An 18,887-nucleotide genomic window follows, 5' to 3' on the forward strand; every position below is an offset into this window, starting at 1 on the left:
ACGGGCCTTTTTCTTTTGTGTTACGGCTGTGCCGCCGTCTCGTGCAGCAGACGCCACGTTATTTTGTCGCCTTCCTGATTGAGCACCGCGGTTGACCAGCGCACGTTAACGGGCAGATCTGGCCGGGTTTGCGTCTCGCGGTAGTGAAGCACCGCGCCACGATCCCAGCGCTGGATCGTGGATAATTCGTCAATGACGATTTTCAGTCCTGGACGGCTTCCGCGCTGATTTTCCAGAAAACTGGCAAGACCGATATAGTCGATCTGAACGCCGCCCGGTGGGATCATCATAAAATCCGGGCTGAAGCGGGCGAGCAGGGCGTCGGAATCACCTTCACCTTTGCCTAACCAGTCTTCAAGCGCAATGTGGAGGTCGATAATGTCGTGTTCGAAAGGCGTCATGAATTCTCCTGTCGCAGCTGGGTGAGCACCTGCGTATTGTTAAGACGAAAAATGTACGGTACAGGCAGCAGGGTCATGCCTGCGGCAAAAATAAACATCCCGTGCCAGGCGGCGAGCGGTGGCAGCCAGGCCTGCGCCAGGCTCAGTGCCTGCGCCAGCAGCAGGGCTCCGGCAAAAAAGCTCAGCTGACGATTAAGATTCCACAGCGCGCTGGCATCCGGAATCTCTTCCCGGCGCGTCGTCAGAAAAGCGCTGCTCTGAGCCGTACTGCTGCACAGGCTTCCCCCAGCGCCCATTAAGGTAAACGCAACGGCAGGCAGCAGCGTAGCCGAACTGACGTTAATCAAAAGCAGGATACCCGTCGCCTGCAGCAGGCAGCCGATGACGATCAGCGGTCGGGGGCCGATACGGTTAAAATAGCGTCCCGTTGCCGTGATGGCGATAAACGATGCCACGGACCACGGCAGCATGAGCATCCCCGTTGCGGCTGGGCTCATGTTCGCCACGTGCTGAAGATAAAACATGCCCGTGACGTTCACCCCAATAAACATGCCGGGTACGCAGATATAGACAAGCATGGAAAAACGCAAAAGCGGGTCCGCGAGTAACGGCAGGTTTAGCAGTCTGGCCGCTTTCATCGCGGGCATTTCGTGTTTAAGCCACAGGCAGGCCAAAACAAAGGTCACGACAGCGACCGGTAGCGTGGCGAAAAATATCCATCGCCAGCTTAGCGTCTGCACCAGCAGGCCTCCGATAGCAGGGGAGCAGGCCGGGGCAAGCAATGCCACCAGCATCACCGCCGAGGAGAGTCGGGCACGCTCGTGAGGCTTAAACTGTTGCCAGGTCAGCGCCTGTCCAACGGGGATCAGTAAACCTCCACCCACGCCCTGGAGTACTCGCCAGGCGATCAGACTTTCAAGCGTTGCAGACAGGCCCGCCGCTGCGGAGGCTGCGCTGAACAGAAAAAGCGAGAGCAGGATGACGCGCTTTGGCCCGATGCGGCGCGTGAGCACGCTGCTGAACGGGATCACCAGCGTCAGGCCGGCAATGTACCCGTTACTGACCCAGGCAAGGGCTGAAGGAGTGGTGTTAAAGGCGTGAGCCATTGCCGGGAAGGCGACGCTGGCAATAAACATATTGATCAAATCAAGAAAAAAGCCCAGCAGATAAACAACGGCGACTTTGCTGCGATACGTCATGGTGGATCCTCCGGTGAGGTGGCGTATCGTATCGATCCGGGAAGCACGGATAAACCTGACAAAGCGCGATATACTGTCAAAAATATTTTGACAGTAAAAGGCGTGATGATGATTAACCTACAGCGGTCTCAGATGTTTGTCGCGGTGGCCGACACCGGCAGTTTCACTGCCGCAGCCGAGGCAATGGGGCTGACAAAAGCCGTGGTCAGCTTCAATATTCGCCAGCTAGAAGATGAGCTGGGCGTTACGCTGCTGCTGCGCTCCACCCGCCGCCTGACGTTAACCGAGGCGGGCGCGCTATTTCATCAGCGCAGCATGGCGCTTCTGAAGGATGCGGAACGGCTGCAGGATGATGTCCGCGCGAATCATGCGGGGCTCAATGGCGAACTGCGGATCACGACTACGCCCGAGTATGGCTCACAGGTGGTGGTGCCGCTGCTGGCCAGGTTTAGCCAGCAGCACCCAGATCTTCGCGTGCGGCACGTTTCGTCGTCCCTGCACGCTGACCTTATATCGGAGCGCTTTGACGTAGCCATCCGTCTGGGAACGCTTGCCGATTCGCGCAACCACGCCGCGCTGATTGCGCACTTCTCCATTCTCCCCGTCGCGGCGCCCGGGTGGCTCGTTAACCATCCGATCGAAACGCTTGCGCACCTTGCCAACGCCGACTGGATTATTCACGAGCGCCTGGCCTCGCCGCTGCGCTGGCAGGTGAAGGATGCCAGCGGTGCGCCTGAAACGCTGGAGATAAAAAAAGCGCCGCGCCTGTTTGCCGACAGCGCTCAGGCCCTTATGGCCTTTGCACTTGCTGGCGGAGGTGTGGCGTTACTGCCGGAATGGCTGGCGCGCGATGCGCTTGATGCGGGAAAACTGGTCCCGGTTTTACCGGAATATACCTTTGCGCAGCAGGGCATCTATGCGGTTTATCCCGATGCCCGGCATGTGTCGGCGAAAGTGCGCACCTTTATCGATTTTATGCGCGCCAGCGTGAATTAATCGTGCATCATCTTTTTGATGAGCGCGGAGAACTGCTCCCGCTCGGCCTTGTTAAGACGTCCTAAAAACGCCTCATCCACCTCGTTGCCAACCGGTTTACAGCCAGCAAGCAGGGCTTCACCTTCTGGCGTCAGGAAGACAAACCGGCGGCGCTTATCAGCCGGATCGTGCTCGCGTTTGACCAGACCGCGCGCCTCCATGCGGCTGAGCATCTCCGCCAGGGTCGCTTTCGTGCTGACCGCCACTTCGGTCAACGCCACCTGTTCAATACCCGGATGCTCGGCAATAGAGCGCATCACCGCATACTGTGGCTTGGTCAGTTCCGGTAAGGCATGTTGCCACTGCGCGGTATGCTGTTGAAAAAGCTGACGTAACAGGTGGAACGCCTCTTGTCTTAGTTCCATGAACACTCCGACGGAAAAAATCTCTCCCCTATGATAGCCGCTATTGCTCTCAATTTTAACGCGGCATCTTTTAGCCATTCGTGTGATCGTATGCGAACGATCTTGTCAGGAAAACGATCCTGGAGTAGCTTATTTATAATGTTCGTGTACGAACAAAATGTTGAGGTGATGAATGAGATTGATAGTAGGAATGACGGGGGCAACGGGCGCACCGCTGGGCGTGGCGCTGCTGCAGGCGCTGCGGGAAATGCCGGAGGTGGAGACGCATCTGGTGATGTCTAAGTGGGCAAAAACCACCATCGAGCTGGAAACGCCTTACACCGCGCAGGACGTTGCTGCTTTGGCTGACGTTGTCCACAGTCCGGCTGACCAGGCCGCCACCATCTCCTCCGGCTCGTTTCGCACCGACGGCATGATCGTCATTCCCTGCAGCATGAAAACGCTGGCGGGTATCCGCGCGGGCTACGCCGAAGGGCTGGTGGGACGTGCGGCGGACGTGGTGCTGAAAGAGGGGCGCAAGCTGGTATTGGTTCCTCGTGAAACGCCGCTCAGCACGATTCATCTTGAGAACATGCTTGCTCTTTCCCGCATGGGCGTGGCGATGGTGCCGCCCATGCCTGCGTATTACAACCACCCGCAAACCGCCGATGACATTACCCAGCACATCGTGACCCGCGTGCTCGACCAGTTCGGTCTGGAGCATAAAAAGGCGCGCCGCTGGAACGGGCTGCGGGAGGCGAAACATTTTGCACAGGAGAATAAAGATGGCATTTGATGATTTGAGAAGCTTCCTGCAGGCGCTCGATGAGCAAGGGCAACTGCTGAAAATTGAGGAAGAGGTTAACGCCGAGCCCGATCTGGCGGCGGCAGCCAACGCGACCGGCCGAATTGGCGACGGCGCGCCCGCGCTGTGGTTCGACAACATTCGTGGCTTTACCGATGCCCGCGTGGTGATGAACACCATCGGCTCCTGGCAGAACCACGCCATTTCGATGGGGCTGCCTGCGAACACCCCGGTGAAAAAGCAGATCGACGAGTTCATCCGCCGCTGGGATAAATTTCCCGTCACGCCGGAGCGCCGCGCCAACCCGGCCTGGGCGCAGAATACGGTGGACGGTGAAGACATTAACCTGTTCGATATCCTGCCGCTGTTTCGCCTGAACGACGGTGACGGCGGTTTTTATCTCGATAAAGCGTGCGTTGTCTCGCGCGATCCGCTCGACCCGGACCACTTCGGCAAGCAGAACGTCGGGATCTACCGTATGGAAGTGAAGGGCAAGCGCAAGCTCGGCCTCCAGCCGGTACCGATGCACGATATCGCTCTGCATCTGCACAAAGCGGAGGAGCGCGGCGAAGATCTGCCGATTGCTATTACCCTCGGCAACGATCCAATCATTACGCTGATGGGCGCGACGCCGCTGAAATACGATCAGTCAGAGTATGAAATGGCCGGCGCGCTGCGTGAAAGCCCGTACCCGATTGCCACCGCGCCGCTGACCGGCTTCGACGTGCCGTGGGGTTCTGAAGTGATCCTGGAAGGGGTGATTGAAGGCCGCAAGCGTGAAATCGAGGGGCCGTTCGGCGAGTTTACCGGGCACTACTCCGGTGGTCGTAACATGACGGTTGTGCGTATCGACAAAGTTTCTTACCGCACCAAACCTATTTTCGAATCCCTTTATCTCGGCATGCCCTGGACCGAGATTGACTACCTGATGGGACCGGCTACCTGCGTCCCGCTCTACCAGCAGCTTAAAGCGGAATTCCCGGAAGTGCAGGCGGTGAATGCGATGTATACCCACGGTCTGCTGGCGATTATCTCCACCAAAAAACGCTACGGCGGTTTTGCCCGCGCGGTCGGTTTACGCGCCATGACCACGCCGCACGGTCTGGGCTACGTGAAGATGGTGATCATGGTGGATGAGGATGTCGATCCGTTTAACCTTCCGCAGGTGATGTGGGCGCTGTCGTCGAAAGTGAACCCGGCAGGCGATCTGGTACAACTGCCGAACATGTCGGTCCTTGAACTCGATCCCGGTTCCAGCCCGGCGGGCATTACCGACAAACTGATTATCGATGCCACCACGCCTGTCGCGCCGGACACCCGGGGCCACTACAGCCAGCCGGTACAGGATCTGCCTGAAACCAAAGCCTGGGCTGAAAAACTGACCGCGATGCTGGCAGCACGTCAATAAGGAGGAAAAAATGATTTGTCCACGTTGTGCCGATGAGCATATTGAAGTGATGGCGACGTCGCCGGTAAAAGGGGTCTGGACCGTTTATCAGTGCCAGCATTGTTTGTATACCTGGCGCGATACCGAACCGCTGCGCCGCACCAGCCGCGAGCACTATCCGGAAGCGTTCCGCATGACGCAGAAGGATATTGATGAGGCGCCGCAGGTGCCGACAATCCCGCCGCTGCTGTAAAAAAAAGCCCGATGGCGCTACGCTTACCGGGCGATAATATTGTGTGGTCTTTTGCCCGGAGGCGCTGCGCTTACCGGGCCTACGGTTTTGTAGGTCGGGTAAGACGAAGCCGCCACCCGACAAAACAGACCGCAGAAAACTAAACCAGACTCTTCAACCTGTAAATCCACTCCAGCGCCTGACGCGGCGTCAGTGAATCCGGGTCGAGGTTCTCCAGCGCTTCCACCGCAGGCGACGTCTCTTCCGCAGGCACCAGCAGCGACATCTGGGTGCCATCAATCTGCGTCGCCGCCGCATTCGGTGACAGGCTTTCCAGTTCACGCAGTTTCTGACGCGCGCGCTTGATCACCTCTTTCGGTACGCCTGCCAGCGCCGCGACGGCCAGGCCATAGCTCTTGCTCGCCGCGCCATCCTGCACCGTGTGCATGAAGGCAATGGTATCGCCGTGCTCCAGCGCATCCAGATGAACGTTCGCAACCCCTTCCATTTTCTCCGGCAGCTGCGTCAGTTCGAAATAATGGGTGGCAAAAAGCGTCATGGCCTTGATTTTATTCGCAAGGCTTTCCGCACAGGCCCATGCCAGGGACAGACCATCATAGGTTGACGTTCCGCGTCCGACTTCGTCCATCAGCACCAGGCTGTGTTCCGTCGCGTTGTGCAGAATGTTTGCAGTTTCGGTCATCTCGACCATGAAGGTTGAGCGTCCGCTCGCCAGATCGTCCGCAGCCCCGACGCGGGTAAAGATGCGGTCGATGGGGCCAATCTCCACGTTTTGCGCCGGGACGTAGCTGCCAATATACGCGAGCAGCGCAATAAGCGCCGTCTGACGCATATAGGTACTCTTACCGCCCATGTTCGGACCGGTAATGATCAACATTCTTCTCTGCGGTGACAGGCTCAGCGGGTTGGCGATGAACGGTTCGTTGAGCACCTGCTCTACCACCGGGTGACGGCCTTCAGTGATGCGAATGCCAGGCTTATCGGTAAAGGTTGGGCAGGTGTAGTTCAGCGTTTCAGCGCGTTCTGCCAGATTGACCAGCACGTCCAGCTCCGCCAGCGCGCTGGCGCTCTGCTGCAGGTCGCCCAGGTGCGGCATCAGCATGTCGAACAGCTCGTCATAAAGCTGTTTTTCCAGCGCCAGCGCCTTGCCTTTCGAGGTGAGGACTTTGTCTTCGTACTCTTTCAGTTCAGGAATGATGTAGCGTTCGGCGTTTTTCAACGTCTGGCGACGCACGTAGTGAATCGGCGCCAGGTGGCTCTGCCCGCGGCTAATCTGAATGTAGTAACCGTGTACCGCGTTATACCCCACTTTCAGGGTGTCGAGCCCAAGACGCTCGCGCTCGCGGATTTCCAGCTTATCGAGGTAGTCCGTCGCACCATCGGCCAGCGCGCGCCATTCGTCCAGCTCCTCGTTGTAGCCCGGGGCAATCACGCCGCCGTCACGCACCAGAACCGGAGGCGCATCGATAATGGCGCGCTCCAGCAGTTCGCGAAGCTCGGTAAATTCGCCCATGGTTTCGCGGAGTTTCTGTACCGGCGCGCTGTCAACGTCACTCAGCTGCGCGCGCAGTTCCGGCAGCTGCTGGAAAGCATGACGCATCCGCGCGAGGTCGCGTGGTCGCGCTGTTCGAAGTGCCAGACGCGCAAGGATACGCTCCAGATCGCCCACCTGGCGCAGGACCGGCTGCAGCTCGGTATAGCGATCCTGCAGCGCGGCAATCGTCTGCTGACGGCAAACCAGCGTCTCGGTATTGCGGATCGGCATATGCAGCCAGCGTTTCAGCATGCGGCTGCCCATTGGCGTAACCGTACTGTCGAGGACCGACGCGAGCGTATTTTCTACGCCACCCGCCAGGTTCTGCGTGATCTCCAGGTTACGGCGCGTGGCGGCATCCATGATGATGCTGTCCTGCTGGCGCTCCATGGTGATAGAGCGGATATGCGGCAGGGCGGTGCGCTGGGTATCTTTCACGTACTGCAGGAGGCAACCTGCCGCACATAGCCCGCGCGGTGCGTTTTCAACGCCAAAGCCAATCAGATCGCGGGTGCCAAACTGCAGATTCAGCTGCTGGCGCGCGGTATCAATTTCGAATTCCCACAGCGGACGACGGCGCAACCCGCGACGACCTTCAATCAGCGCCATTTCAGCGAAATCTTCGGCATAGAGCAATTCTGCAGGGTTGGTGCGCTGCAGTTCGGCAGCCATCGTTTCACGGTCAGCCGGTTCACTCAGACGAAAACGTCCGGAGCTGATATCCAGCGTCGCGTAGCCAAACCCTTTACCGTCCTGCCACAGCGCTGCCAGCAGGTTATCCTGGCGCTCCTGTAACAGGGCTTCATCACTGATGGTGCCAGGCGTGACGATGCGCACGACTTTGCGTTCCACCGGGCCTTTTGAGGTCGCCGGATCGCCGATCTGTTCGCAGATGGCAACGGACTCGCCCTGATTCACCAGCTTCGCCAGGTAGTTTTCTACCGCGTGGTGCGGGATACCTGCCATAGGAATGGGCTCGCCTGCCGATGCGCCACGTTTGGTTAGCGAGATGTCGAGCAGCTGCGATGCACGCTTAGCATCGTCATAAAACAGCTCGTAAAAATCGCCCATACGGTAAAACAGCAGGATTTCCGGATGCTGTGCTTTCAGCTTCAGATACTGCTGCATCATCGGCGTATGTGCGTCGAAATTGTCGATTGTGCTCATGGAGTTATGATGTCCATTTCTTTGAAAATAAACCGTTTTGATGGGCTCAATGGCCGTTTGTTCCTTCTATTGTCGCATGAAAAAAAGGTCCGGCGCAGAAAAATGTCGTGGCTTTACGAGGCATCTTCCGACATTAATTCGATGACAATTTTTCCATGCTCCACGCCCACCCTGACTCGGGAATGGGTTGTAAATCCCGCTTTTTCAAGCCAGTCACCTTTTAAGCTCAGCGCCGCATGCACGCTGTAGCGCTTCGGTATCTTGGTATTGCGGTCTTCATGGCGCTTTCTAAAATATCCCACTTTTAAATGGCGATAGGGTTTGCCGATCGCGAGCTCTTGCATAGGGTCTCCAGACAACACGGACAAAGGTCATTTCTGATGCCTGTATAAAATACCAGTGATTGCTAGCCGGTGCAGGGCTAAAACTGGAATCAGGCTTCAGGAAACGAAATGCAACCGCTGAAATCCAGTGTTAAAAGGTGTATTATTGATGCACTTTATAGTTCGGTAATCCGCTATGTCCGGTAAACGCATCTCACGAGAAAAAGAGACCATCGCGAAAATGATCGCGCTGTATGAAAAGCATTGCCCGCAGGCATCTCAGGAGGAAGGGCACTATCAGGCGCTCAATGCGTATGCCGATAAGCGCCTGGATAAATGCGTTTTCGGTGAGGAAAAGCCTGCCTGCAAGCAGTGCCCCGTACACTGCTACCAGCCTGCCAGACGTGAAGAGATGAAGCAGGTTATGCGCTGGGCAGGCCCGCGTATGTTATGGCGTCATCCCATCCTGACCGTCCGCCATCTGATGGATGACCGTCGTCCCGTACCGGAACTGCCGGAAAAGTATCGTCCGAAAAAAGAGGCCCTCACCAAAGGCGGTATCAGAGAACTACCGCCAGGCGAAACAGATTAAACCAGGCTCTCTTTATCAATCCCGAGACGCTTCATGCGTGACAGCAGGGTGGTGCGTTTTAACCCCAGACGCTGGGCGGCACCTTTTGGCCCGGCGACCACGCCGTTGGTCTCTTTCAGCACGCGCATAATGAGCTGATATTCATCTTCTCCCTCTTTCGCTGTCTCGGCGGCGGGCGCGGTTACGTCAGGAAGCGTAACTTCAGGCAGGGAGAGTTGCAGCACGTTTCCGCGCGTCAGCAGCACCGCGCGTTCGATGACGTTTTCCAGCTCGCGCACGTTGCCGGGCCATTCCATCGATGAAAGGGTACGCAACGTCTCGGCAGGAATACTGTCGATGTTGCGCCCCATCCGGCGCGCGATCTTCGCGGTAAAGGCTTTAACCAGCAGGGGGATATCTTCCGGGCGCTCGCGCAGCGGCGGCAGGAAGATCGGAAAGACGTTCAGACGATAGTAAAGGTCGCTGCGGAACTCGCGGTCGGCGACCATTTTTTTCAGGTCCCGGTTGGTGGCCGCAATCAGCCGCACGTCGGTCTGGATAAGCTTGTTGCTGCCAAGGCGCTCAAACTCCTGCTCCTGCAGGACGCGCAGCAGTTTCGGCTGTAGCTCCAGCGGCATATCGCCCACTTCGTCGAGGAATAGCGAGCTTTTGTCCGCCAGCTCAAAACGGCCCAGCCGCTGGCTGCTGGCTCCGGTGAATGCGCCTCGCTCGTGGCCGAACAGATCGCTTTCCAGCAGTCCAGCAGGCATCGCGGCGCAGTTCATCTTCACCATCCGTCGGCTGTTGCGGTTGCTCAGGTTGTGAATGGCGCGGGCTATCAGCTCTTTGCCCGTGCCGGTTTCGCCCAGAATCAGCACCGTGCTGTCGCTCTGCGCCACCATCTCAACCTGCTTAAGCACGCTGTACATGGCGTCGCTGCGCCCGATGATTTCACCAAACTCGCTGTCCACGTTGTTGAGCTGTTCGGTCAGGGCCAGGTTCTCATCCACCAGCCGCTCTTTCAGGCGATGAATTTCCTGATAGGCGAGGGCGTTATCGAGCGCGATGGAAATACGCTCGGCAATCTGGCGCAGCAGCTTCAGGTTGGCGGTGGTAAACACGCCTTCCTCGCACTGCGCCAGCTTTAGCACGCCCAGCATGGTGTTGCCGGACATCAGCGGCAGCAGGCACAGGGTCTGAATTTTATTGCCCCAGGTGTTAAACAGCATCCGCTCGTACGGCGCGACCGGGTCCTGCTCGTTCAGGTTGAGCAGGAGGATCTCTTTGCTTTTGAAGACCCGCTCGGAAAGGGTGCCCGCTTCGTCCACTTCGCTCTGCTCGTGCGCCGGGTTGGCTTCATCGAGATAGTGCGTGGAGTAGATGTTCAGCTTGCCCTTGCGATGGCCGCGCAGCGCAATGCTGATGGCGTCTATTTTGAAATAGTGGTGGATCTCTTTCGAAACTTCGCTGACCAGCTCGTCCATGTCCAGGCGGGAGAGCACGGCGTTGGTGATGGCGACCAGAATACGGAAGTTGTCGCGCTCGCGGCTCAGCAGGTCGTAATCGACGTTATTGGTGACGCGGCTTTGGATCTGCTCCGCGACGACGGCCACAATCTGGGTAAAGGTGTGCAGGCGCTCGTATTCCGCCTCGCTCCAGGGCTGGTCGGTCGTGCGGATAAACTCGCAGCCGCCAAAAATCTGGCCCTCAGCCGCCAGCGGCAGCATGCAGTAATGCCCGAAAGGCTGATAGAGGTCGCTCTCCGCCAGCTTCGGCCACGCCTGGCGGAACTCCGCAAAGTTGCAGTGCAGCACTTCAGGCCGGGAGAGTATGCGGCGCACCGGGCCATGCGCCAGATACGTTTCGTCTTCGTATTCAAACGTTTTGCCATTATCACGCGTCGAGTAGTAGCTCGCGCGCTGCGTTCCGCTATGCCAGAGCACAATCGCGGCGCTGTCCGCCAGCGCCGATTGCCTGACCAGCCGCGTCAGGGCATCGCTCAGCGCACCGAGATCGGGCTGCTGTAAAAGTGTGCGCGTGATGTCAAACAGGCCCTGCTGTCCAAGATCGCTCATCGGTGTATACGGCATAATGCTTTCCAATAGAAACTGGCAAAAAAAGAGACATTCAGTGCTGACCGCTTTTGGCGCGGTTCTAGCAAATACGGGGTAAGGGTTCCGCGTGCGGCAGGTCAAGCGTCCGCTTCACGCCATAAAGTCCGGTCAGGCGCACCCCTTTGCGCTCAACCACTTCACCAATCATCGCCGCCTCTTTTCCTGATGGATGAGCCCGCAGCTGTTCAAGAACGGCTTCCGCGGCCGAGCGTTCAACGCCAATCACCAGTTTGCCTTCGTTGGCAAAGTTGAGCGGGTCAAGGCCCAGCAGTTCACAAAGCCCGCGAACGGCAGGCTTAACGGGCAGGCTGCGCTCGGTGAGTTCAATCCCGTACCCGCAGCTTGCCGCAAATTCGTGCGCCACGGCATTCACGCCGCCTCGCGTGGCGTCCCGCAGGGCTTTCACGCCGGGAATACCCCGCAGCGTCTGGATCAGCGGGGTGAGCACCGCGCAGTCACTGCGCAGTTCCCCGTCCAGCCCCAGACCTTCGCGCAGGTTAAGGATGGTCGCCCCGTGGCAGCCCAGCGTTCCGGTCACGATCAGCACGTCGCCCACGCTAAGCCGCTGCGCCGCCCAGTGAATATCGGCGGGGATCGCGCCCATGCCGGCGGTGTTGATAAATAGCTTGTCGGCCGCGCCGCGCTGCACCACTTTTGTATCGCCGGTGACGATAGCTATCCCGGCCTCGCGTGCGGTCTGCGCCATGCTGTTGACCACTGTCGTGAGCGTCTCCATCGGTAATCCCTCTTCGAGGATAAACCCGCAGGAGAGGTAGCGCGGAACGGCACCGCTGACCGCCACGTCGTTGGCCGTGCCGCAGACGGCGAGCTTACCGATATCGCCGCCGGGGAAGAACAGCGGGTCAATCACGTAGCTGTCGGTGGAGAAGGCCAGCCTGTCGCCCTGCGCGGTGAGGGTGGCGAGGTCAATGCGCGCCTGGTCTTCCTGTTCGGCGAGCCAGGGGTTGTTGAAGGCTTCCATAAACAGCCGGTTAATCAGCTGCTGCATCGCCTGTCCGCCGCTGCCGTGCGCCATTTCAACCGTATTCATGCTTCACTCTCCTGGTTGCGATACTGATACCATGCGGCACACGCCCCTTCGGAGGAGACCATCAGCGCGCCAAACGCCGTTTGCGGGTTACAGGTATTGCCAAATAACGGACACTGATGCGGTTTGCATTTGCCGGTGAGCACCTCGCCACAGCGTGCCCGGGGATCGTCGCAAACCTGCTGCGGCTGCGGGCGAAAATGCGCTTCGGCGTCGAACGCGCGATAGGCTGACGTCAGGCGCACGCCGGATTCGGCAATCAGCCCCAGACCACGCCACTCGCTGTCGCCCTCAACGCTGAACACGTCGGCGATCGCCTGCTGCGCCCGTTCATTTCCCTCATCCGGCACCACGCGGCGGTACTGGTTTTCCACCGCGCTCAGGGCCGCTATTTTCTGCTCAACCAGCATGGTCACACCTTGCAGTAGATCAAGTGGTTCGAAACCAGCGACCACTAACGGACGATTGTACTGTTCAGCGATAAAACCGTAGGCGTCTGTGCCAATCACCATGCTGACATGCCCCGGTGCCAGAAAGGCGTCAATGCCGTTTCCCGGCTCTTCCAGCAGGCTGCGCAGGGTGGGGATGAGCGTAATGTGCTGGCAGAAGAAGAAAAAATTCTCGACGCAGCGCGCTTTCGCCTGCTGCAGCGTGATGGCGGTGGCGGGCATGGTGGTTTCAAATCCCAGGCCAAAAAACACCACCCTGCGCGCGGGGTTGTCCTCCGCCAGCGTCAGGGCATCCATCGGCGAATAGACGATCCGGATGTCGGCCCCGCGCGCTTTCGCCTGCAGCAGCGAGCCGTTTTTCCCCGGCACGCGCATCGCGTCGCCAAAGGTGCAGAAAATGACGTCGGGCTGGCTGGCAATTTCGATGCAGCTGTCGATGCGCCCCATCGGCAGCACGCACACCGGGCAGCCGGGGCCGTGGATAAACTCGATGTTCTCCGGCAGCAGCTGGTCGAGGCCAAATTTGAAGATGGCGTGCGTATGTCCGCCGCACACCTCCATGATCCGCAACGGGTTTTCCGCCGTGTATTCCAGCAGCGCCGCGCGCGTTTTCAGGTGCCCGATAAGCTGCAGCACCTGCTCCGGCGCGCGGTATTCATCAACGTAACGCATGGCTAACGCTCCTCGCCGTACAGCAGCGCGCCCACGTCAGGCTCCACGTCGAACATGTTTTGCAATGCATCCAGCGTGTCGCGGGCTTCCGCTTCGTTAATCACGCTCATGGCAAACCCTACGTGGACGAGCACCCACTGGCCGAGACGCGATGCGCCCGTTTCATCGCTGCTGCCCACCAGCGTCAGGTCCACGTCGCGCAGGATGCCGCAGACCTCCACTTTGGCCTGGTTCCCGTCAATGGAATGGATTTGTCCCGGTACACCTATGCACATCGTTCACTCTCCAGCCAGTTCAGCCAGGCTTCCATGCCGTCGCCGCGCGTGGCGGAGACCAGCAGGATCTCAATCTCCGGGTTCACTTCCCGGGCGCAGGACAGGCACTTATCCACGTCGAAGTTCAGGTACGGAAGCAGGTCAACTTTGTTCAGCAGCATGATAGACGCGGCGGCAAACATATGCGGGTACTTCAGCGGTTTGTCTTCGCCTTCGGTCACCGAAAGCACCGCCACCTTGTGGCGTTCGCCCAGATCGAAGCTCGCCGGGCAGACCAGGTTGCCGACGTTTTCAATAAACAGAATGCCGTTATCCGCCAGCGGAAGACGCGGGGCGGCATCGGCAATCATCTGCGCATCCAGGTGGCAGCCTTTGCCAGTATTGACCTGAACCGCCGGGGTGCCGGTTTCGCGAATGCGCGCCGCGTCGTTAACGGTTTGCTGGTCGCCTTCAATCACCGCGCAGGAGACGCGCCCGTTCAGGCGTTTGAGCGTTTCCGTTAACAGCGTGGTTTTGCCGGAGCCGGGGCTGGAGACCAGGTTCAGCACCAGCTGTTTGCGGGCCGCAAAGCGCGCGCGGTTGCGGGCGGCGATCTGGTTATTTTTGTCCAGCACGTTGATTTCCACCTCCAGCATCTGGCGCTGGCTGATGCCCGGCGCGTGGGTACCCGCTTCGCCGTGGCCGTAGTGTAGATCGCCCGCAGCGGAGCGTTGCGGGGCGAAGGTGATACCGGTCAGCGCCGCAGCAGGCCGCGGAGCAGGCGAAAAGGGCGCGGAGCGAAACGCGGAATGGGGACGGTGTTCATCCCCTTCTATATACAGGTTGCCTTCGGCGCAACCGCAGGTGCTACACATACTTTACTCCTTCTCGATTTCGAGGCGTTGGATCTGCATGCCGTCGTCCGCCACGATGCGAAGACCGGTGCTCAGACACTGCGGACAGCGCTGAACCTTTGATGACAGCAGGGTGACGTACTGCTGGCACTGCTCGCACCAGCACTCCGCCTGCTGCTCTTCGATATGGAGCTCGCAGCCTTCCGCCAGCGTGCCGCGACACACCAGCTCAAAACAGAAATTCAGGGCGCTGGGCTCAACGCAGGAAAACGCCCCGACTTTCAGCCAGACGCCGGTGACGCGCTTCGCGTGGTTTTGCACTGCCTGCTGTTCGATAAGTTCCAGAGCCCGCTGGCAGAGGGTGATTTCGTGCATGACGCCTCCTCAATGAATTGCGCCATTGAATGCAATAACGGTGCCAGCTTGATTTTTGTTAAGACGTGACGATGTCAACGCTGTCGAAATGACACGTCGACACCGGGGCGTTGACAGCGGTTTTGTAATTAAATCTATTTAAAATCAGTAAGATAAAAACTGGCATGGAATCTGCTTAACAGCCGCTATCTCCATTAAACGGATACCTTCTATGACTATTTGGGAAATCAGCGAAAAAGCGGATTACATCGCGCAGCGTCATCAGCAGCTGCAGGACCAGTGGCACCTCTACTGCAACTCTCTGATTCAGGGCATAACCCTCTCGAAAGCGCGTCTTCACCACGCGATGAGCTGCGCGGCGCAGGGCGACATGCGCTTCGTCCTGTTCGGCCATTTCATCATCAACGTCACCCTGGCGGATAACTTCAACAGCCACACCATTGAGTACCACCTCGAGACAAAAGACGGCGAAAAACAGTGTATTGCGAAGGCGCAGCTGATGGCCGACGGCATGGTGGACGGCCACGTCAGCAACCGCGATCGCCAGCAGGTGCTGGAGCACTATCTGGAAAAAATCGCGCCGGTCTATAACGGCCTGTACGCCGCCGTTGAACACGATCTCCCGGTCAACCTGAAGCAGCTGATGGATGGAAATACCTCAGCGAACGTGGCCTGACTCCTGCGTGTCGAGAAGTGTCGACAAGACAGTTTTTCGTCAAAAATGACTATCACCAGAGGATAACCCGGTGAACCGTTTTGTAATTGCTGACTCGACGGTCTGTATTGGCTGTCGAACCTGTGAGGCGGCGTGCTCGGAAACGCATCGCCTGCATGGGCTGCAGTCCATGCCGCGCCTGCACGTCATGCGTAATGAAAAAGAGTCTGCCCCGCAGCTCTGCCATCACTGTGAAGATGCCCCCTGCGCGGGTGTCTGCCCTGTGAATGCCATCACCCGCGTTGATGGCGCTGTCCAGCTGAACGAAAGCCTGTGCGTAAGCTGCAAGCTGTGCGGCATTGCCTGCCCGTTCGGCGCGATTGAATTTTCCGGCAGCCGTCCGCTGCATATTCCGGCGAACGCCAACTCGCCAAAAGCCCCGCCCGCGCCACCGGCTCCGGCACGCGTAAGTACGCTGCTGGACTGGGTGCCCGGCATCCGTGCCGTTGCGGTGAAATGCGACCTGTGCAGCTTCGATGAGCAGGGTCCGGCCTGCGTGCGCACCTGCCCGACTAAGGCGTTGATTCTGGTTAACATTCGCGACATCGCCCGTACCAGCAAGCGTAAACGCGAGCTGACCATCAACAGTGATTTTGGCGATCTTTCTCTGCTACAGGCGCTTAACGAGGGGGCGAAATGAACGCGGCGATGATGATTACCAGCGCGGTAGCCTGTTTTGCTGGCGCCGCTGTTCTGGCGCTGATCTTCTCATTCCATAAAACCCTGAGCGGCGCGATCGCCGGGCTCGGCGGGGCGGTTGCTAGCCTGATGACGCTGGCAGCAGGCGGCGTTGTCCTGCTCGGCGGCCAGTCCGCTGAGACCGTGATGCCGCTGATTCGCCACAACGTGGAGATCGCGCCCCTGAACGCCATCTGGCTGGTGACGTTTGGCCTGTGCGGGCTGTTTATCAGCCTGTTCAATATCGACTGGCACCGCCATCCGCACGCCAGGGCTAACGGCCTGCTGGTTAACCTGCTGATGGCAACGGCGGTCTGCACCGTTATCGCCAGCAACCTCGGCGCGCTGGTGGTGATGGCGGAAATCATGGCGCTGTGCGGCGTGTTCCTGACGGGCTGCAGCGCCTCCGGCAAGCTGTGGTTTGCGCTGGGTCGCCTCGGAACGCTGCTGCTGGCGCTGGCCTGCTGGCTGGTGTGGCAACGCTTCGGCACGCTGGACTTCGCTGCGCTCAACGGGCATCCGCTGGGGAACGACGTCTGGCTGCTGGGCACGCTCGGCTTTGGCCTGCTCGCTGGCATCATCCCGCTGCACGGCTGGGTGCCACAGGCGCATGCGAATGCCTCCGCGCCCGCCGCCGCGCTGTTTTCTGTGGTGGTGATGAAAGTGGGTCTGTTCGGGATTCTGGTGATTACGCTGACCGGCGGACAACCGCCTCTGTGGTGGGGCGTCGTGCTGCTGGTCGCCGGAATGATTACCGCGTTCGTCGGCGGTCTGTACGCGCTGATGGAGCACAATATCCAGCGCCTGCTGGCATACCACACGCTGGAAAACATCGGCATCATCCTGCTCGGCATTGGCGCGGGCGTGACCGGGCTGGCGCTCAACCAGCCGGCGCTGATTGCCGCCGGGTTTATCGGCGGTCTTTATCACCTCGTCAACCACAGCCTGTTTAAAAGCACGCTGTTCCTCGGTGCGGGAAGCGTCTGGTTCCGCACCGGCCATCGGGATATAGAAAAGCTGGGCGGGATTGGCAAAAAGATGCCCGTCATTTCGCTCGCCATGCTGGTGGGTCTGATGGCAATGGCCGCGCTGCCGCCGCTGAACGGCTTTGCCGGGGAGTGGGTGATCTACCAGTCCTTCTTCGCGCTCGGCCAGAGCGACGCATTTATTGCACGCCTGCTCGGCCCGCTGCTGGCGGTCGGTCTGGCGATAACCGGGGCGCTGGCGGTGATGTGTATGGCGAAAGTCTACGGCGTGACCTTCCTCGGCGCGCCGCGCACCCGCGAAGCGGAAAACGCCTGCTGCGCACCGTTGTTGATGGGCGTGAGCGTGGTCGCGCTGGCGCTGTGCTGCATCGCGGGCGGCGTCGCCGCGCCGTGGCTGCTGCCGCTGCTGGGCAACGCCATTCCGCTGCCGCTGACCGTGGCGAATACCACCGTCTCTCAGCCCATGATCGCGCTGCTGCTGATTGGCGCACCGCTGCTGCCGCTCGTCCTGATGCTGTTCTTCAAGCGCGACCGGCTCGCCTCCCGCTCGCGCGGAGCGGCGTGGGCCTGCGGCTACGAACACGAACAGTCGATGGTCATCACCGCCCACGGTTTTGCCATGCCGGTGAAGGAGAACTTCGCCGCTGTGCTGAAGCTGCGCCACTGGCTGAACCCGGTGGGCTGGGTACCCGGCTGGCAGAGCGCCGCCGCGCCCGCGCTGTTCCGCCGTCTGGCGGTCATCGAGCTGGCGGTGCTGGTGGTCATTGTGATTTCACGAGGAGCCTGACATGAGTCTGTTACTGGCAATTCTTCAGGCGCTGGTGCTGTTCGCCGCTGCGCCGCTGCTTTCGGGCATCACGCGCGTGGCGCGCGCCCGGATGCACAACCGTCGCGGGCCCGGGGTGCTCCAGGAGTACCGCGATCTCTTTAAACTGCTCTCCCGTCAGAGCGTCGCGCCGGATGCCGCAGGCTGGGTCTTCCGCCTGACGCCGTTTGTGATGGTGGGTGTGATGCTGACCATCGCCACCGCGCTGCCGGTGGTGACGGTGGCGTCGCCGCTGCCCGTGCTTGGCGATCTGATCACGCTGATTTACCTCTTCGCCATCGCCCGCTTCTTCTTTGCGATTGCGGGCCTGGACACCGGGAGCCCGTTTACCGGCATCGGTGCCAGCCGCGAGGCGATGCTCGGCGTGCTGGTCGAGCCGATTCTGCTGCTGGGGCTGTGGGTTGCCGCGCAGGTCGCGGGTTCCACCCACATCAGCTTTATCACCCACACCGTTTACCACTGGCCGGTGTCCCGCTCGATCCCGCTGGTGCTGGCGCTGTGCGCCTGCGCGTTCGCCACGTTTATTGAGATGGGCAAACTGCCGTTCGATCTGGCGGAAGCCGAGCAGGAGCTGCAGGAAGGGCCGCTTACCGAGTACAGCGGCTACGGCTTCGCGGTGCTGAAGTGGGGCATCAGCCTCAAACAGCTGGTGGTGCTGCAGATGTTTGTCGGCGTCTTCTTCCCGTGGGGGCAGATGACGCACTTCTCCGCGGGCGGTCTGATGCTGGCCGTCGTGGTTGCCGCCTTCAAGCTGCTGGTCGGCGTGCTGGTGATTGCCCTGTTTGAAAACAGCATGGCGCGCCTGCGTTTTGTGGAAACGTCGCGCATCACCTGGGCCGGTTTTGGTTTTGCATTTTTAGCGTTCGTCTCCTTGCTGGTGGCGTGATTAAAGAGAGT

The 18,887-nt window shown here is 59.5% G+C and carries 20 protein-coding genes; 9 read left to right on the forward strand and 11 right to left on the reverse strand.

Annotated elements, in window-relative coordinates:
• Positions 1–20: 20 nt before the first annotated feature.
• Complete coding sequence (locus ADJ24_RS15355) at positions 21–401, reverse strand: DUF4440 domain-containing protein (RefSeq protein ID WP_023308987.1); 381 nt, start codon at positions 399–401, stop codon at positions 21–23.
• Positions 398–1,600: an MFS transporter gene (locus ADJ24_RS15360; RefSeq protein ID WP_023308986.1), complete on the reverse strand. Its 1,203-nt coding sequence runs from the start codon at positions 1,598–1,600 to the stop codon at positions 398–400. The genes ADJ24_RS15355 and ADJ24_RS15360 overlap by 4 nt, the downstream gene beginning before the upstream one ends.
• A 108-nt stretch (positions 1,601–1,708) precedes the next feature.
• Here ADJ24_RS15360 and ADJ24_RS15365 point away from each other — a divergent pair, with 108 nt between their 5' ends.
• Entirely contained in the window at positions 1,709–2,596 is an 888-nt protein-coding gene (locus ADJ24_RS15365) for a LysR family transcriptional regulator (RefSeq protein WP_023308985.1), read from the forward strand.
• Here the strand turns inward: ADJ24_RS15365 and ADJ24_RS15370 are convergent.
• Positions 2,593–3,000, reverse strand: coding sequence for a MarR family winged helix-turn-helix transcriptional regulator (locus tag ADJ24_RS15370; protein WP_023308984.1), 408 nt, complete (start codon positions 2,998–3,000; stop codon positions 2,593–2,595). The two genes, ADJ24_RS15365 and ADJ24_RS15370, sit on opposite strands and share 4 nt — an antisense overlap.
• Positions 3,001–3,172: 172 nt before the next feature.
• Here ADJ24_RS15370 and ADJ24_RS15375 point away from each other — a divergent pair, with 172 nt between their 5' ends.
• Genes ADJ24_RS15375 through ADJ24_RS15385 form a run of 3 tightly spaced genes read left to right on the forward strand, consistent with a single transcriptional unit; the run spans position 3,173 to position 5,424 of the window.
• Complete coding sequence (locus ADJ24_RS15375; RefSeq protein WP_023308983.1) at positions 3,173–3,775, forward strand: non-oxidative hydroxyarylic acid decarboxylases subunit B; 603 nt, start codon at positions 3,173–3,175, stop codon at positions 3,773–3,775.
• Positions 3,765–5,192: a non-oxidative hydroxyarylic acid decarboxylases subunit C gene (locus ADJ24_RS15380; RefSeq protein ID WP_023308982.1), complete on the forward strand. Its 1,428-nt coding sequence runs from the start codon at positions 3,765–3,767 to the stop codon at positions 5,190–5,192. Before ADJ24_RS15375 ends, ADJ24_RS15380 begins: the two co-directional genes overlap by 11 nt.
• 10 nt (positions 5,193–5,202) lie before the next feature.
• The gene (locus ADJ24_RS15385) at positions 5,203–5,424 is read left to right on the forward strand and encodes a non-oxidative hydroxyarylic acid decarboxylases subunit D (RefSeq protein ID WP_003862116.1); all 222 of its coding nucleotides are present in this window, start codon (positions 5,203–5,205) and stop codon (positions 5,422–5,424) included.
• 139 nt (positions 5,425–5,563) lie between these two features.
• On the opposite strand, the gene mutS is transcribed toward ADJ24_RS15385, so the two are convergent.
• Positions 5,564–8,125 carry a DNA mismatch repair protein MutS gene (mutS, locus tag ADJ24_RS15390; protein ID WP_023308981.1) on the reverse strand — a complete coding sequence of 854 codons (2,562 nt, stop codon included), beginning with the start codon at positions 8,123–8,125 and terminating at the stop codon, positions 5,564–5,566.
• A gap of 113 nt (positions 8,126–8,238) precedes the next feature.
• Positions 8,239–8,469, reverse strand: a complete 231-nt coding sequence (locus ADJ24_RS15395) for a SymE family type I addiction module toxin (protein ID WP_023308980.1) — start codon at positions 8,467–8,469, stop codon at positions 8,239–8,241.
• Between the two features lie 175 nt (positions 8,470–8,644).
• On the opposite strand from ADJ24_RS15395, the gene ADJ24_RS15400 reads away from it, so the two are divergent.
• Positions 8,645–9,040, forward strand: coding sequence for a nitrous oxide-stimulated promoter family protein (locus ADJ24_RS15400; protein WP_023308979.1), 396 nt, complete (start codon positions 8,645–8,647; stop codon positions 9,038–9,040).
• On the opposite strand, the gene flhA is transcribed toward ADJ24_RS15400, so the two are convergent.
• From flhA to hypA, 6 genes are all read right to left on the reverse strand, one after another.
• A complete protein-coding gene (gene flhA, locus ADJ24_RS15405; RefSeq protein ID WP_023308978.1) occupies positions 9,037–11,109 on the reverse strand; it encodes a formate hydrogenlyase transcriptional activator FlhA in 2,073 nt (690 codons plus the stop codon). The genes ADJ24_RS15400 and flhA overlap by 4 nt on opposite strands.
• Positions 11,110–11,173: 64 nt before the next feature.
• Positions 11,174–12,184 (reverse strand): hydrogenase expression/formation protein HypE, encoded by a 1,011-nt coding sequence (gene hypE, locus ADJ24_RS15410; protein ID WP_023308977.1) that lies wholly within the window; start codon positions 12,182–12,184, stop codon positions 11,174–11,176.
• Positions 12,181–13,302, reverse strand: a complete 1,122-nt coding sequence (hypD, locus tag ADJ24_RS15415; RefSeq protein ID WP_023308976.1) for a hydrogenase formation protein HypD — start codon at positions 13,300–13,302, stop codon at positions 12,181–12,183. Before hypD ends, hypE begins: the two co-directional genes overlap by 4 nt.
• Before the next feature lie 2 nt (positions 13,303–13,304).
• Positions 13,305–13,577, reverse strand: a complete 273-nt coding sequence (locus ADJ24_RS15420) for a HypC/HybG/HupF family hydrogenase formation chaperone (RefSeq protein ID WP_023308975.1) — start codon at positions 13,575–13,577, stop codon at positions 13,305–13,307.
• On the reverse strand, positions 13,568–14,431 hold the full coding sequence (hypB, locus tag ADJ24_RS15425) for a hydrogenase nickel incorporation protein HypB (protein WP_023308974.1): 864 nt from the start codon (positions 14,429–14,431) through the stop codon (positions 13,568–13,570). Before hypB ends, ADJ24_RS15420 begins: the two co-directional genes overlap by 10 nt.
• A gap of 3 nt (positions 14,432–14,434) precedes the next feature.
• Positions 14,435–14,785 carry a hydrogenase maturation nickel metallochaperone HypA gene (gene hypA / locus ADJ24_RS15430; RefSeq protein ID WP_023308973.1) on the reverse strand — a complete coding sequence of 117 codons (351 nt, stop codon included), beginning with the start codon at positions 14,783–14,785 and terminating at the stop codon, positions 14,435–14,437.
• Positions 14,786–14,996: 211 nt separating this feature from the next.
• Here hypA and hycA point away from each other — a divergent pair, with 211 nt between their 5' ends.
• The 4 genes from hycA to ADJ24_RS15450 all read left to right on the forward strand — a co-directional run bounded on the left by hycA (position 14,997) and on the right by ADJ24_RS15450 (position 18,876).
• Positions 14,997–15,461, forward strand: coding sequence for a formate hydrogenlyase regulator HycA (gene hycA, locus ADJ24_RS15435; RefSeq protein WP_023308972.1), 465 nt, complete (start codon positions 14,997–14,999; stop codon positions 15,459–15,461).
• Positions 15,462–15,531: 70 nt separating this feature from the next.
• Positions 15,532–16,140 carry a 4Fe-4S dicluster domain-containing protein gene (locus ADJ24_RS15440; protein ID WP_023308971.1) on the forward strand — a complete coding sequence of 203 codons (609 nt, stop codon included), beginning with the start codon at positions 15,532–15,534 and terminating at the stop codon, positions 16,138–16,140.
• Positions 16,137–17,951 (forward strand): formate hydrogenlyase subunit 3, encoded by a 1,815-nt coding sequence (gene hycC / locus ADJ24_RS15445; RefSeq protein ID WP_023308970.1) that lies wholly within the window; start codon positions 16,137–16,139, stop codon positions 17,949–17,951. Before ADJ24_RS15440 ends, hycC begins: the two co-directional genes overlap by 4 nt.
• 1 nt (position 17,952) lies before the next feature.
• Positions 17,953–18,876 carry a respiratory chain complex I subunit 1 family protein gene (locus ADJ24_RS15450; protein WP_023308969.1) on the forward strand — a complete coding sequence of 308 codons (924 nt, stop codon included), beginning with the start codon at positions 17,953–17,955 and terminating at the stop codon, positions 18,874–18,876.
• The last annotated feature ends 11 nt before the right edge of the window (positions 18,877–18,887 follow it).

Origin of the sequence: Enterobacter sp. 940_PEND, assembly GCF_001059415.1 — a bacterium.
Classification (GTDB): domain Bacteria; phylum Pseudomonadota; class Gammaproteobacteria; order Enterobacterales; family Enterobacteriaceae; genus Enterobacter; species Enterobacter cloacae_M.